Here is a 15697-nt window from a genome sequence, read left to right as displayed (position 1 = left end):
AAATTGTACAATTTTTTTTATTTGTACAATTTAAGAGAATCAAAGCGACGTGCTATTGCTGAAGGCATAACGCTTCTTTACGTTCCTTAGGCCACTGTTTAATCTCCCATTCGCGTTGCATCGCAGCCCGTTTTTCCATGGGCTCTGACTGCCACGCCAATAATAGTGGACCTTTACCTCGCAATGCTCGGGCGCCTTTTCCGGCTGAATGCTGTGCGAAACGACGAGAAACGTTAGTGGTAACACCGCAATACAAGTGGCCTTGACGCGTTCGAATCAAATACACAAACCAAGGCGTGTCCATGCTCAATTACTGCCCCAACAGTGTACCTAGCAGTTGACGTAGCTCTGATACCTCTTGCTCGAGTGCCGTGACACGTTGAGAAAGGGAGAGGTTATCAGACGCGCCAACCGCTTCTGATTCATCCTCTGAATGCATCAACGAATCAATAGACGCATCGGTAAACAAATGCCTGTACCGTGATTCTCGCTTACCCGCTTCACGGGGTAATTTTTGCACCCACTGTTGCTCAACCATGCTTGCCAGTGTTGCTTCGACGTCCGCCATGTCATCAAAGGCGCACAAACGTTGCGTTCGAGTTCTTAGTTCTCCGGGGGTTTGCGCGCCACGCAGTAACAATACACAAATAATGGCTTTTTGCTGTTCGCTAAACATCAAGTCACCAAATGTCGTGTTACAAAACCGATGCTGGTATTTTGTCACTCGACTTCCGCTCCCCTCTTGCGGGCTGACAAGCCTTGCTTCTTCCAACTGATGGATAACATCCAGCACGTCTGAGTCCGACATATCGTAAACAGGATCGCGATTGCTTTTCTGATTCACTGCGGTGGTCAGCGCATTTAAAGTCAGCGGATAGTGATCTGGCGTCGTGACTTCTTTTTCAAGCAAGCAGCCAATAACACGCTGTTGGTATGGGGAAAGCTGTATCGACATAGTAGAGATGGACATAGTTGGTGTCTCTATTCGGCTAAATGATTGGCTTTATATCAATTGACGGTGATGCAAGCAATCGCTGTTCACTGCCTTAGGGAACACACGAGCCACTCAGCAACCCCGAATACTGGTAGCGGGATCACATCTTTATCACGCGCTTATCCGCCGATCATCCTCCATCAAAGCGTGGCTAATGGTATACTTTGACGAAATGAAGTATGTGGAGAGCACGACATGGGCCTGTTTAGTTCAAAATCTCATCCAAATCATGGGTTATCTATCATTGCCAAAAACTGCAAAGTGGTGGGTGATATCGATCTTGAAGGTGACATTCAAATTGATGGGTTTGGAGAGGGAAATATTACTCAAGCCAATGCTGTTGTTATTTCTGCTTCTGGCCATTTTCGCGGTACCATTCACGCTAAACATATCACTATCAATGGGTTAATCGAAGGTCAGTGTGATGCCGATGCCATCGATATCCTTTCACAAGGAAAAATGAAAGGCGTACTTAACACCGAACAATTAACCATTGAAAAAGGCGGCCTACTCGCAGGCGAAAACCGAGCTACCTTGTTAACGGATACCGTTGTCCCACTGCCTGAACAGAATCGTGCTGAGACCAAACAGGATCCGGACGCGCACCACACCGATCATAAAACACGCTCTTCCTCATCTAAAAAATCATAAGGAGAATCGGTGTATGTCTGATACCGATGCAAACCCAACACAAGTCAGTTTTGAAAGCTTCTCCCCAGAGCTGCAGTGCGTGATTCGCTATGAGCAAGCGCCTGAGGCCATGTACGCAATGATCGCATCTGTCCATGATGCTTCTAGTTCAAGTGTCAAAGAAGCGTGGGACATACTGCCTGCCAGCGCACAAAATATTCTCGATAACTATGACCAATTTCATGCGCTCGTTGCGATTAGCCAAAGTTATGCAGGTATCGATGCGCTGAGCGAACTCGAGAAAGTCGACTTAAGTGATATGTCTGACGAGGCGAAAGAAAACTACAAAGCCCAAGTACTCGACGATGTACTTAGCTCTTGTGTCAAAGATTTAGCTAAACAGCTTAAACAAGCACGCTTAAAGCCGGGCTTGAAACGCGAATTCCAAGCGATTTTTCAAAAATAAAGAGATAGAGACGGCTAGCGCTAGCCGCTAAACTTGGTCGTTAAGAGTAAGCCCCCAAACGCTGGGGGCTTTTTTTATCGACGAACATTTTTCCTCGGCGAACAAGCCAATTAGGCAGACTCACTAAGACGAGCCGCTTTTTCTCGACGCGCTCGAACAGCTGCTGCCAACTGGTGTAGCGCCTTCTCGGTATCATCCCAACCAATGCAGCCGTCTGTGATGCTTTGACCATAGGTAAGCGACTGACCATCCGTTAAATCTTGTCGACCTTCGACCAGGTGGCTTTCAATCATCACACCGAAAATTGCCTGATTTCCAGCGGCGATTTGGCCCGCGATATCTTCACAGACGTCTTTTTGTTTTTGATACTGTTTGCTGCTGTTTGCATGACTTAAATCTATCATTACTTTTTGACGCAGTCCCGCGCCCGTCAACGCGCTGCAAATCTGATCCACGTCTCCGGCACTGTAATTTGGCACTTTGCCCCCGCGTAAAATCAAATGGCAGTCCTCATTACCGGCCGTCGCGACAATGGCTGAATGGCCATACTTGGTCACAGACAGAAATTGATGAGGGGCACTGGCAGAGCGAATCGCATCCGTGGCAATTTTTATATTGCCATCCGTTCCATTTTTAAACCCCACCGGACAAGACAGGCCTGACGCTAGCTCACGATGCACCTGAGATTCTGTCGTTCGCGCCCCGATTGCTCCCCAGCTAATCAAATCCGCCATATATTGTGGGGTAATCATATCGAGAAACTCACCCGCTGCAGGTAAGCCAGTATCGGCGATATCGAGGAGCAGTTTGCGCCCTAAGCGTAAGCCATCATTGATTTTAAAACTATTGTCCAAATAAGGGTCATTAATCAGACCTTTCCATCCAACGGTAGTGCGTGGTTTTTCAAAATAAACCCGCATGACAACTTCGAGATCCTCACTTAAGGTTTCACGTAATTGCTTAAGTTGACGTGCGTAGTCTCGCGCGGCATCTGGATCGTGAATCGAGCAAGGGCCAACCACAACCACCAAGCGATCATCATCGTCGTTTAACACTCGGTGAATCGCCTGACGGGTGTTTACGACGGTCTGCTCTGCCGCCTCTGTTGCGGGGAACTTTTCCAATACAGCAATCGGCGGAAGAAGTTCTTTTATTTGCTGGATTCTTACGTCATCCGTTGGGTGTACACTCATGGGCTTGTCCTGTGTTTGCTTTTATCGTTTACGCGCTAATGCGGCCACTGATGGGCTTACGTTCTTGTGGTTACACGTCTACGCTAACCTGACATCTCTGCGTGTGCAAATATTTTTTTACAGAGAAAATAGTCATCAATGTTTTAAAAAAATTGACAGGGAGAAATAGGCAGTATTTCCGTTGCGGTGCACGACAAGAGAATTCCCACTGCAAACACGACCTCGTTATTGCACTTGTCATACAGAAGCTATTACACTGATCATTAAATATAAAAGGAGTAAATGACGTGATCACACGCCTAACCACTAGCGCACTCTTGGGGATATGCCTTTGGGCTCCAACCGCCCAAGCGACCAATTTTGACTATAACCATATTCAAGTCAATGCATTAGGCAATCCTAGTGGGCTGGGTGGTTTAGCACGTTTTGCGTTTACCGAAGGGGCGCATTTTGTCGTCAAAGGGAATACGCAATTTGAAGGGGACTGGTATACCTCTGGCGGGGTTGGTTTTCATGCTCCTATTAACGAATTTGTTGATTTATACGGCGAACTTGAAGGTGCGTGGTTTAGACGCCCAGAGGATGACAGGCATGATGCCGGCGATTTGGCGACGGTCATCGGTGGTGGTATGCGAGCCTGGATCGCACCGCCCTTTGAGGCGAATCTTTATGTCGGTTCGATTATTTTTGACCAAGACGATAGCACCAGCCTTGTCGAAATTGGTGGTCGTTTTCACTCAACAGAAGCGTTATCTCTCGGCGCAACCTGGCGTGCTAATGGTTTAGAGCAAAACCGCTTGATTTTCTCAGTCAGATACCTGTATTAATAGCCGGTGATTCGTTGCTCTTCTTCTACAGCGTGATCATACCAGTGTGATCTTCTCTCGCTGGTGAAAATTTTAATCTAAGCTAAATTAAACGTAAAGGCGTACCACTCTGGTAAAAAGTGGGCGTCTTTAGTGCGTGGTGTAACACTCACGTCTGACGCTCGTCGTCATTGTACGTGAGAACTGTCGGAGGGTATAACGATGGTGATGACTCAGCGTATTGGTGAATTTGAGAGAAAAATACAAGAGGCCTATCAAGAGGGTAACATTGAAACGGCTCACCGCTTAGAGGAGCAGGTCGCGTTATTGCGGCGGCGTAAGCTAAAACCTGCTGCTGATTTTAAAGCAGCCAGTCAGGTAGAAGACTTTCACGATGTTTCTGACGGGGATTACTACGATAGTTAACACATCACCATAGAAGCGTCCAGAAATCACATTCTCATAAAAATGTATTGTATGTAAAAAGCCTTCTCCAAAGGAGAAGGCTTTTTTATTTGCTGCCTAAAAACATGTGTTTAAAAAGGACGACTACAGCAAATTATTGTGCGGCACGCTCACGACGAACGATCCATGCCGCGGCAGTAATAAAGGCAACGACCAGTGCAGTTTCCACAGCAACACTCCAGTTTCATTGATGATTAAAAGACAAAAACCCAAGTTGCCAGCCACTCAAATCGTCTGAAGAATGAGCGACTATCAACAGATGCGCATAGTCTACGACTCCATGAGCTAAAAATCAGCTATAGAATCGATCTAACGCAAAGAAAAGCGCTTTTTTTGGCAAGATCGACACTTCGACAGATAAAGTTTCATCAACTCACAAAGTTAAACGTGACAATGCGCAGTTTTAGCTAGGTGTTTATTGTAAAAATCGCTGAGCTAACTGATTGAGAAAAGCAGAAATGGTAATAAAAGATTATTAGGCTCGTCGACTCCGCTGCACCAGGGGGATACAGCGGATAGTCACGACAAAAGATAGACGTATTGTGGCGTTAGGATTCAGGTTTTTTTTTCTTTTTTGCTAACGGCACATCGCCGACAGGCACATTGTTGTAAAAGCTCTTATCTCGTTTTTTCGGGGCTTTAGGCTGCTTTTTAACCGGTATTTTCTGGCGTTTTGCCGGTCCAGGCGATTTTTTATTAGGGACTTTTTTCTCTTTAAAGCCTTTAAATTTACCCTCTAGGCCTTCTATTGCCGTAAATTCAAGCTTTTGTTGCAAGAAGCCTTCAATATTTTTAAAGCTTCGCCAGTCTTTCGGCCCAACCAGTGAGTAAGACAGGCCTTGGTGCCCTGCCCGACCAGTCCGTCCCACGCGATGCACATATTCCTCAGCGTGTTTTGGCATATCAAAATTAATGACCAAAGACACATTCAACAAATCTAAGCCGCGTGACGCAACATCGGTAGTGACCAACACCTCATGAAAGCCGCGCTCAAACTCATTCATAATACGACTACGTGATGCTTGGTTTAGCTCACCACTCAACGCAATCGCTTTATACCCTGCCTGTGTAAATCGCTCAGCCAATCGTTCCGTGTCTGCGCGAGTGGCAGTAAAGATCATGACTTGCTTGTGCACGTTGGCTTTCATCAAGTGCTCAAGCAAAGCCTGCTTATGATCCAAGTGATCACACAGTACAAAATGCTGCTCAATATCACTGTGCAGTCTTTCCGCTTCACCAACCGCGACTCGCTTAGGAGACTTTAGCATACCGGCAGCAATTTCAGTCACTTGCTGATGATCTAACGTTGCAGAGAACATCAGTGTCTGGCGCAACCTATGCTCAGCATGCGCATTCACGCTATCCAATTGTTCTTTAAAGCCAAGATCGAGCATGCGATCCGCTTCGTCTAAGATCAGCATCTCTAAACCAGATAAAGACACGTTGCGCTGTTTCAAATGATCGGCGAGTCGACCAGGAGTGGCCACCACAAAAGTTGGCGACTGACGAAAAACCTTTGCTTGCTCATTGAAGTTTTCGCCACCCAGAACGAGGGCCGCTTTATGAGTCGTACCACTGGTCAGCATCCGCAACTGGCCATAAACTTGTTTGGCCAATTCGCGAGTCGGTGCCAATATTAACACGCGAGGATCACGACGACTGAGAGGTTTAGAACGCAAAACACGCTGCATCGCAGGCAGCAAAAACGCCAGTGTTTTTCCCGAGCCCGTTTTCGATGACGCCAGCAAATCTTTCCCTGCCATCACAACAGGAATTGCCTGACGTTGAATATCAGTTGGCTGTTCAAATCCACGGTGGGCAATGAGCGACAGTAAGCGTCTATCGAGTCCCAAATCGTCAAATTGCAAGGTATCACTCCAAAGGTAAATCAAAAGCAAAAGGCGCACACGCGCCATTTAAGGCGGCGAATGCTATCATACTTTACGCAAAAACACCGCACCAAAAATTTCGACACTCCAATATCCAGACGCTGTGATTACATGTATGTCTGTCTACGTTATCTGCGAAAAAAAGCATCAGCCCGCAAGTTTGTTAACAAAATGTTGACGCACAAATAAACATCAATGTAGCGTTACAGGTAAGACCAGATAACAAGGAGTGTCTATGTTCTCGTCTCCACTCGCCCGTGCGAATCAGCATCTATCACTATTCGGTTTCCTAAAAGTCCCAATGATTGGCTGGTGCCGACCCAAGATCCTTTCGATCGACGATAAACATGTCACGATGAAAATTCCGCTAGGTCGACGTACCAAAAACCATTTGAACAGTATGTATTTTGGTGCTTTAGCCGTAGGAGCCGATGTAGCGGGCGGCTTTCTAGCGATGGCGATGGCAGAGCAGCGCGGTGTGAAGATTAGCCTTGCGTTTAAATCGGTACAAGCCGATTTCCACAAACGTCCCGAAGGGGATGTCATTTTCACCTGCCAAGATGGCGAAAAAATCAGTGCCATGATTGGCAATGCCATAGAGACAGGTGAACGCATCAACCAGCCGGTGACGATTGTCGCAACGTGTCCAAGCTTACATGGTGATGAACCAATGGCAACCTTTGAGCTTACGTTATCAGTGAAACACATCAGTGATTAGCGCGTCGGCTTAACCGTAACAGCCTCGGCAACGCAGAAAAAGCCAGATTATCGGTCAGCAGATAATCTGGCTTTTTATCAGTAATCGTTAGCGATAACGACAATACAAAAAGGTCAGCGCACTCATTCTGACATCCGTGATACGGGTACAAGAATCACTGAAAAATCATTGACTTTATACAAGCACAATAAAGCTGCGGATTTCATCGGTAATACACCGAGTTATCAACCGTTTCTGTGGATGACTTTAAAGTTATACACAGCTGGCGTTTTTCTTACTTTGAAAAACACAGCACCGCGCTAAGCGATGCCGGTTGATCGTTATTCAGGGTGATAACGAATTTGATAGAAAATGCGATACAACACCGGCACCACAATCAAGGTCAGCACGGTAGCAAACCCAAGACCAAACATGATGGTCACTGCCATAGGCCGGAAAAATACATCAGGTAGTAGGGGTAGCATCCCCAAAATGGTTGTAATTGCCGTCATACAAACGGGTCTCACACGACTAACCGCAGCATCAACCACGGCCTGGTATCGCTGTTTTCCACTCTCAACCTCTATATTTATCTGGTCGATTAGCACAATTCCGTTTTTAATCAACATCCCACTTAAACTTAAAAATCCCAGTAAAGCCATAAAGCCAAACGGTGTATCAAGTAACAATAAGCCAGTGGTCACCCCGATGACGGCCAGCGGTACCGTTAGCCAAATAATGACCGACTCTTTCACTGAGTTAAATAGCAAAATAGTGACCAAGAACATGAACAAATAGCCAAGCGGCATAATACTAAACAGTCCTTCTTTCGCCTCCTTGGAAGACTCATGCTCACCGCCCCATTCAATGCTGTAACCATCCGGCATCGGTATCGATTCAATATCGGCACGTACACGGCTCAATACGGTCGCGGCGGTCGTTTCTCGCAATGGATCAGGGTCGGCCAAAACAGTTAGCATACGTTTACGATTCTTCCGCATAATGATCGGATCTTCCCAACGCATGTCATAATCCAGGATGACCTGCTGCAAGGGAATATAATCTTGCAATGCTGGACTCCAGATTTTCATTCCTTCAAGCGTATTGATATTGACGCGCTCTTCATCCGGCAGTCGCGCAACAATGGGCATTAAATTGGTACCATCACGATAAACACCAATCCGCTTGCCACTAAATGTCATCGCCAGTAGCTCGTCGACATCCTTTTTGGTGATCCCATAACGACGTGCTTGGCTTTCATTAAATTCAGGTTCCAGCACCTTGGTACGGTTGCGCCAATCGTGGCGAATATTGACGGCATCGGGATCATCATGCAGCCGCGCTTCCACTTTTTTCGCTATCGCACGAAGTTCAGTGGGGTCGGAGCCAATAATACGTGCCTCGATTTTAGATCCCGTCGATGGTCCCAAAGAAATCGGTTTCAGTTTTAACTGTGCATTGGGGTGTTGGCGACGTACATACTCGCGCACCAATCCCATCGTTGATTTCACATGCTCATATTGGTCTACTCTTACTATTAGCTCACCGTAGGCGGCATAGCTTTTCTCAGGTGAGTAGGTCAGCATAAAACGTTGCGATCCCTGCCCAGCACTGGTAGACACATAGTTCACCCCTTTTTGCTCGCTGAGCCAGCTTGACACTTCGTCAAGCGTGTCTTGTGTGGCGCGAATATCAGTTCCTTCCGGTAACCACACATCAACCATGAACATAGGCGTGGTTGAGTCAGGGAAAAAGGACTGCTTAAGATGACCAAAACCATACACGCTCGCACCTAGCGCTAAGACCATCACCAGCAAAGTGAGGTAAGCATGGTGCATGCACGCAGTTAAAAAGCGCTTATACACTACAAAAAGAATGCCATTATAGGGATCGCTTCCCTCATCGCCCTCTTCTAAAGGCGTTTCTTTAAAAAAGAGGCTCGCAAAGAAAGGGGTCAATGTGATCGCGGTAAACCAGCTCAATAGCAAAGAAATTAGCAATACGGTAAATAGCGTTCCACAGTATTCCCCTGTCGCGTCTTCGGACAAACCAATCGGGGCAAACGCGGTGACCGCAATAACCGTCGCCCCCAACAACGGCCATTTCGTTTGTGTAACAATGTCATGCGCCGCTTGTAATCGTGTTCGCCCGCGTTTTAGTCCGACAAGGATCCCCTCCACCACCACAATGGCATTATCGACTAACATCCCAAGGGCTATCACTAAGGCACCAAGAGAGACGCGTTGCAGGTTGATCTCGAAATAGTACATGAACACAAAAGTGCCAAGCACAGTGAGTAAGAGCACTAGCCCAATCAATAGGCCCGAGCGCAAACCCATAAAGAACAACAGCACCACAATTACGATCGCCACCGCTTGTCCCAAGCTCGAGACAAAACCGGTGACTGAGTTATCTACTTCGTCAGGTTGGTTATAAACATGATGAACGTGAATACCTACCGGCTGATCGCTATTCAGCTCGGCTAATCGTTTATCTACTTTTTCACCCACTTCAACCACGTTGACGCCATCAGCAAACGAGATCCCAACCTGGAGTGCCTGCTTACCATTGTAAGCAATAATTTGACGCGGGACTTCTTGGTATCCACGTTTAATATCCGCCACATCACGTAGGTAAATTAATCCCTCGGAACCTGCTTCTGTTAAAATCAAACTGCCCAATTCTTCAACAGAAGAAAACTCGCCAGTTGGGTGAATACGGATATATTCATCACCGACCCGCAACGCCCCTGCGTTACTGACCAGATTTTGGGTCGCTAACAAGTTAAACAGGGTATCTGGCGAGATCCCCAGGCTACTCAATCGTTGAATTGAGACCTCGACAAAGACTTGTTCTTGCTGAGCCCCACTCACTTGTACCTTGCCCACGCCATCGACAAGCTCCAGCTCACGACGCAAAAAATCAACATAATCTTTTAGCTCGCTGTAACTGTAACCCTCTCCAGTTACTCCAAGTAAGATGCCGAATACATCGCCAAAATCATCTTTGACTGAAGGTGGATTGACGCCAGGCGGTAACTCGCCTCGGGCATCATGGACCTTTCGTCGCAATTCATCCCAAATTTGCGGCAAATCATCTGAGCGATATTTGGGTTTCATTTTCACTGTAATTTGCGAGAGGCCTCGACTAGAAATCGATCTCACCTCGTCAACATAAGTCAGCTGTTGTACCGCTTTCTCCAGTGGATAGGTGACTTCTTCCTCCACTTGTTGCGGTGTCGCACCCGGATAACTGGTGACGATCATCGCATCTTTGATCGTAAAAGCAGGATCTTCGAGGCGCCCTAATCCTAGGAATGCAAGGGTGCCGCCGATAAGAAAAATCAGGGTAATCATCCAACTGATCACCTTGTTTTGAATAAAATAACCCGCCACACCTTGCTTCATGATGCTTGTTCCTCTTTTGACGCCAATTCTACTTTTTGTCCTTCAGACAGATGGTTGGCACCGCCGACGACGATACGCTCACCCATAGAAACGCCCGTTACGACTTCAATCTGTTGCCCATGAATGCGGCCCATTTCGACTTGTCGTTTGCTTACCGTTTGGGAGGCGTCATCGTAGACCCAAACATAGCTATGATCGCGATCGAGTGGATCGCCATCTTGATTGAAAATCGCTTCGATAGGAACTGAAAGGCCTGTACGCGTCATTTTTAATCCATCACGAGCAATACTGACTTGTACCGGCATGCCATCCAATATGAATTGGTCATCAGGCATTGGCATTGTCAACGTCACCACGAATACCCCACTGTTGGGATCTGGCTCTGCGGTGAACTCATCGACTGTGGCTTTGTATGACTGCCCTTGCTCGGTAACGACCTTAGGTTGCAAGCGTGTTTGCACAGATGCTGCATCCCCACCTGCATTGTGACTAAAAAGAACATCTGGGACCTGAACGCGAATATCAGCGCGTGACGCATCATGAATATTCATAATCTCTTGTCCCGGAGCAATCGTCTCGAAAGGTTCTGCGTTCACTTTCGATATCACTCCATCAGCGGGGGCTTTCAATGCGACATAAGATAAACGGAGATTAGCCAAAGCTAATTCTGCTTGTGCAATTTGTCGCTGCGCTTTTAGTTCATCAAACTGGGATTGAGCTAGCATTCCTTTTTCAACAAGCGGTGCCGAACGCTGATACTGTGAGTTAGCAACGTCGAATTTTGCGTTCGCATTTTCAACCGCTAAGCGATAGTCCGTCGGCTCGAGACGAGCGAGGACCTGTCCTTTTGACACACGGTCCCCGGCTTGCACATTAATGGCTTGAATTTCGCCCGGCACCCTAAACGCTAACTTGGCTTTATCGGCGGCAGCGGCAACCGCGGGGAAAGCAATCCGCTCATCCAACTGTTGTTGTGCGACTGTATGAGTTGAAACAACGGGCAAAGGTGCTGATTGAGACGCCGGATCAGGTTGACAGCCACTGATAACGCTTAGCCCAGGTACCACGCTAAGCCAAAGCAGCACCTTGATTAATTTTATTCTCATAATCCTCGCTCCTTCACCCAAGCTCTCACTCGATCACCGGCTTCAAGTGCGCCCGCACCCGTCGCGACAATGACATCGCCATTGTCAAGCCCAGAGGTAATCTTGCCGTTTTTGAGTACGACAGGAACCAAGGTGATCTCTCCGTCTTCATTCACCCGCCAAACCGCACTTCCTGAGTCTGATTGCACCACTGCCGTATCAGGGATTTGGGGCTGTGATTGCGCCGGTATGGTGACATGGACTTTCGCAGCCATCCCCGGTAATACATTGACCGCATCGGGTCGACTTAGACTGACCGTGACATGATAAGACGCAGTTTTCGGATCCGCTTCAGTATCGATCTCTTTAAACTGAGCCGAAAATTGGCGATGCTCATACGTATCAAAAGAAACACTCGGCGTTAAGGTATCAAGATGCTGGGCGAAATAGTGAAAGTAGTGCTCCGGTAACTGGAAACTCACGTTAATAACATCTTTAGATTGAATATGCAGCACCGGAGATTGTGCTTGGGTAAACTCGTTGCGCTCTTTCATTCTTAATGACACGGTACCTGCATACGGCGCTTTGAGCTCGGTGTAATTTAGGTTGGTTTGCGCCTGTTCAAGGCCAGCCGCAGCTTCGCTTAGTGCCGAACGCGCTTCATCAAACCGCTGCTCCGAAATAACTTTATCATTATGTAACCGATCAGCACGGTTAAATTGAACCTGGGCAAGCTGGTATTGTGCACGCGCTTTGTCTAACTGCAGTGAATACTGTTGATTATCAAGCGCCGCGAGCATCTGCCCTTTTTTGACATCCATTCCTGCTTTTATCGGCATAGATTCAATAACGCCTGAGACTCGAAATGACAGTAACGCTTTGTTATCTGCTTCAACCTGAGCGGGGAACTCCCGGGTTAATCCTTCATCATTCGTTAACACAGTCAATAACTTAGCAGGACGCGTTGGCGTCTCTGAGGGAGAAGATATCGCTGGCTCACCACACCCAAAAAGGATGAGAGCAGCGCAACTGGCTAATACAAAACGCTTTATCATCAGCTTATCCTTAACAATAAGACCTAGAGTCCGACAGCAACTGTCAGACCCTAGGTCTTTGATGGGTCTTTATTTTTCATTCTAACCGGCACTGAGTGTTATGCTAACCAGCGCCAGAGCATGTATCAAGATGTTTCCGATAAACTGGCTGTTTGTTCGACAATTAATGCTGTGTGTTTCTCAATAGGAAGAATGTAGGGCTGCAACGATTCCAGATCTTCATGCGGTGACTTTTCCAACTCTAGACACGTTTTCGACAGTTCGTTCGCTCCGATCATGGCTGCTGCACCTTTCATTTTGTGTGCGAGTTTTTTAACTTTACCCACATCTTGCTGTTCAAATGCTTGCTTCAGCGCGGTTAAATCTTGGGTTTGATTATTAACATATTTATTAAGTAGCATGGTCACTAGCTCCATACTATCACCTACTTGATCTTTGACATGCTGAACGTCAATGGGGCTTGATTCATTCATGGCAGGTTCTCCATCATCTTGGGGCTGAGCTTCAACGCCGCTATCATCGCCATAACGGACCGAGTCTGGGTTAGCGTAAAGTAGTAACAGTTCAATTAATTGATCTTTACTAAACGGTTTAGCTAAATGCCCATTCATTCCCGCGTCCACACATCGCTCAGCGTCCCCAGACAACGCATTGGCTGTTACCGCTAAAATTGGCGTGTGTTTATCGAATTCACGGATCTGCCGAGTCGCTTCAAAGCCATCCATTTCCGGCATTTGGCAATCCATCAAAATGATATCGAAAGGGGTCTTTTTGTGCAGTTCAAGCGCTTCTTTTCCGTTCACGGCTAGCGCTCGTTGGCAGCCGAGTTGTGCCAAAATAATATCAATAAGTTCTTGGTTAACAAGATGATCCTCTGCCACCAAGACATTGAGATCAAAATTGATACTGTCGTATTGCCCTACATCCGGACTTGGATCAACTAATGTATGTTCATCTTCGTTCAATACTCTATAAAGCTCAGCATGGTAAATGGGACAAGTCAGCGTGGCCATTCCTGTATCATGATGCCCATCATGACTGATTGCGATACACTTATGCACACTGCCGACAAATGCCTGGCAGCCTTGCATTTTGTCTTGATCGACCATTAGGACCGTCTGTTCCGGTTCGTCCAGTTCAAGGTTTCGTCCATCAGAGCATGGCGTCAGCGCGAGATTAAAACCTTGTAAATAAGCAGTCAGCGTCTTAGTCAATATTCTATCGCCAGAGACTAAAAATATATGATAACCCTCAAGAGCGTTGCTCAAGTCGTAATTTGATAAGAGCGTACAATCAGGATTAGGGACACTAATCGGCACTTCCGCGACAAAAGTAGTCCCTTGGTTTTCTTGACTGCGTATATAAATATCCCCATCCATTAAACGCAAAAGCTTGCGACAGACGGGCAAGCCCAGGCCGGTTCCTTGATAAGAGCGAGAATACGAGTTATCAACTTGCGTAAAATTCTCGAAAATAGCATCATGACGATCTTCCGGAATACCAATCCCGGTATCCTCGACTTCCATGACAAGCTTAGTGATGCCACTATCATCATGCGTTTGAAATAGATTAACACAGATATGACCGCGCTTAGTGAACTTCACTGCATTACCAACAAGGTTAATAATCACTTGTTTATAACGCATCGCATCTAATTTAATGTCACATGACATGTTGGGGTCGATATAGCAATGGAGACGTAATTTTTTTTCAGCCGCTTTCGCCGTAAATATACTGAGAGATTCATGTACGATCTCAGATAAATCTACCGACTGCTTGCTAAGCGTCATTTTACCTGCTTCTATTTTGGTGAGATCGAGCACATCATTAATAATATTTAATAATGCCGTCGATGAATTCTGTAGGGTGTCAACAAAATAGCATTGCTGTTGCGTAAGCGACGTTTCCATCAATAGATTAGACATCCCCACAATCCCATTCATGGGTGTGCGAATCTCGTGACTCATCATTGCTAAGAAGTTAGTTTTTGATTCATTTGCGCGTTCAGCTTGTTCCTTCGCTCGCGCCATTTCTCGTGAAATCATATCGTTCAGTGCTTTCTGTTGCACAAAGTGCACCATCGAACTCAAACTTGATAAAATCGGCTCTATCCAGCTTTGTAACTCTTCATTGTATGTCGTAGACTCATCAAAAAGGCAAACCACACCAACCATTTGATTTGACATGTAGAGCGGCGTGCCAAACACATTAACAATCATTTTCTGGTTATTACCGGCAACACCTGCCATCTGCAGACTACGCTTGCTCTGTTTCGTCTCAATAATATCTTCGATTAAGCCACGAACAAATTCCTCACCAATAAAGTTATTTTTAACCAGGCGCGTTTGTGCCAAAATACGGTAAGGGATGTTGTAATCTATATCATCATCGTCATGATGGCCGACTTCAACAATAATACCATGATTGCTCTCACCAATACGCAGTAGAATGTCTAACACATCTTTAAAGCTCTTTTTAAAGTCCTCACGTATCAAAAATTTATCTTGTAAACTCTTCATCGCCGAGAAAAGCTCAGCACCTTTGGACACTTTTTGCTTGTCCAGATGTTGCTCAGTGATATCACGTATAATGGCGACATTAAGTGCGCGAGGATCTTCGTCTTTAATGGGGGTCGATTTCACTTGTACAACGCGAACGCCCCCGTCAGTCTCTATTTCATAGGAGCGTTCAACACGTCCATTCAAGCCGTAAAGGGCTTGAGAAAAATATCCACGAGAATTAGGCGTAACACGAGAAATTATCGTGGATAAACTGATTGCTTCGTCGGGAACCGACTCAAGTTCGAAAAGCTTTTTTGCCGACTCATTGATTGTAATAATGCGGTGTTTTTCGCCCAGCACTAACAAAGCATCCGTATAACTATGAATAACGGTATCCAAATATGCGCGACTTCTCTCTGCACGATTTATTTGCTTGGCATATTTCCAAATAAAAAAAACCACTAATAGATTCAAAAGTACGATTTGTGTCGCTGTACGGAGCACTTCTG

13 protein-coding genes are annotated in these 15697 nt (G+C 46.3%); 5 read left to right on the top strand and 8 right to left on the bottom strand.

Annotated features, from left to right (window positions below):
- Window positions 1–52: 52 nt before the first annotated feature.
- On the bottom strand, window positions 53–304 hold the full coding sequence (locus tag BZG78_RS14560; protein WP_037367758.1) for a GIY-YIG nuclease family protein: 252 nt from the start codon (window positions 302–304) through the stop codon (window positions 53–55).
- Window positions 305–310: 6 nt separating this feature from the next.
- Window positions 311–955, bottom strand: a complete 645-nt coding sequence (locus BZG78_RS14555; protein WP_077661613.1) for a DUF480 domain-containing protein — start codon at window positions 953–955, stop codon at window positions 311–313.
- A gap of 234 nt (window positions 956–1189) precedes the next feature.
- On the opposite strand from BZG78_RS14555, the gene BZG78_RS14550 reads away from it, so the two are divergent.
- Window positions 1190–1645 carry a polymer-forming cytoskeletal protein gene (locus BZG78_RS14550; protein ID WP_077661612.1) on the top strand — a complete coding sequence of 152 codons (456 nt, stop codon included), beginning with the start codon at window positions 1190–1192 and terminating at the stop codon, window positions 1643–1645.
- Between the two features lie 13 nt (window positions 1646–1658).
- Window positions 1659–2090 carry a DUF3069 domain-containing protein gene (locus BZG78_RS14545; RefSeq protein ID WP_077661611.1) on the top strand — a complete coding sequence of 144 codons (432 nt, stop codon included), beginning with the start codon at window positions 1659–1661 and terminating at the stop codon, window positions 2088–2090.
- 110 nt (window positions 2091–2200) lie between these two features.
- Here BZG78_RS14545 and aroG read toward each other — a convergent pair whose 3' ends face one another.
- The gene (aroG, locus tag BZG78_RS14540) at window positions 2201–3283 is read right to left on the bottom strand and encodes a 3-deoxy-7-phosphoheptulonate synthase AroG (protein WP_077661610.1); all 1083 of its coding nucleotides are present in this window, start codon (window positions 3281–3283) and stop codon (window positions 2201–2203) included.
- A 287-nt stretch (window positions 3284–3570) separates the two neighbouring features.
- Here aroG and BZG78_RS14535 point away from each other — a divergent pair, with 287 nt between their 5' ends.
- Window positions 3571–4110, top strand: a complete 540-nt coding sequence (locus tag BZG78_RS14535) for a hypothetical protein (protein WP_077460732.1) — start codon at window positions 3571–3573, stop codon at window positions 4108–4110.
- A 207-nt stretch (window positions 4111–4317) separates the two neighbouring features.
- Window positions 4318–4515, top strand: a complete 198-nt coding sequence (locus BZG78_RS14530) for a hypothetical protein (protein ID WP_128080777.1) — start codon at window positions 4318–4320, stop codon at window positions 4513–4515.
- Window positions 4516–5102: 587 nt separating this feature from the next.
- Here the strand turns inward: BZG78_RS14530 and BZG78_RS14525 are convergent.
- A complete protein-coding gene (locus BZG78_RS14525; RefSeq protein ID WP_077661615.1) occupies window positions 5103–6422 on the bottom strand; it encodes a DEAD/DEAH box helicase in 1320 nt (439 codons plus the stop codon).
- Between the two features lie 256 nt (window positions 6423–6678).
- On the opposite strand from BZG78_RS14525, the gene BZG78_RS14520 reads away from it, so the two are divergent.
- The gene (locus tag BZG78_RS14520) at window positions 6679–7161 is read left to right on the top strand and encodes a DUF4442 domain-containing protein (protein WP_077661609.1); all 483 of its coding nucleotides are present in this window, start codon (window positions 6679–6681) and stop codon (window positions 7159–7161) included.
- Window positions 7162–7481: 320 nt separating this feature from the next.
- Here BZG78_RS14520 and BZG78_RS14515 read toward each other — a convergent pair whose 3' ends face one another.
- The 4 genes from BZG78_RS14515 to BZG78_RS14500 form a co-directional block, all read right to left on the bottom strand.
- On the bottom strand, window positions 7482–10547 hold the full coding sequence (locus tag BZG78_RS14515) for an efflux RND transporter permease subunit (protein ID WP_077460731.1): 3066 nt from the start codon (window positions 10545–10547) through the stop codon (window positions 7482–7484).
- Window positions 10544–11653: an efflux RND transporter periplasmic adaptor subunit gene (locus tag BZG78_RS14510; protein ID WP_077661608.1), complete on the bottom strand. Its 1110-nt coding sequence runs from the start codon at window positions 11651–11653 to the stop codon at window positions 10544–10546. The genes BZG78_RS14515 and BZG78_RS14510 overlap by 4 nt, the downstream gene beginning before the upstream one ends.
- Window positions 11650–12687: an efflux RND transporter periplasmic adaptor subunit gene (locus tag BZG78_RS14505; RefSeq protein WP_077661607.1), complete on the bottom strand. Its 1038-nt coding sequence runs from the start codon at window positions 12685–12687 to the stop codon at window positions 11650–11652. The genes BZG78_RS14510 and BZG78_RS14505 overlap by 4 nt, the downstream gene beginning before the upstream one ends.
- A gap of 125 nt (window positions 12688–12812) precedes the next feature.
- On the bottom strand, window positions 12813–15697 hold a 2885-nt coding region (locus BZG78_RS14500), incomplete at its 5' end, for an ATP-binding protein (protein WP_108743397.1).

Origin of the sequence: Salinivibrio sp. MA351 (assembly GCF_001996065.1) — a bacterium.
GTDB classification, from domain to species: domain Bacteria; phylum Pseudomonadota; class Gammaproteobacteria; order Enterobacterales; family Vibrionaceae; genus Salinivibrio; species Salinivibrio costicola.
The sequence above is the reverse complement of the archived record's forward strand: the minus strand, read 5'-3'. Positions and strand labels throughout refer to the sequence as shown.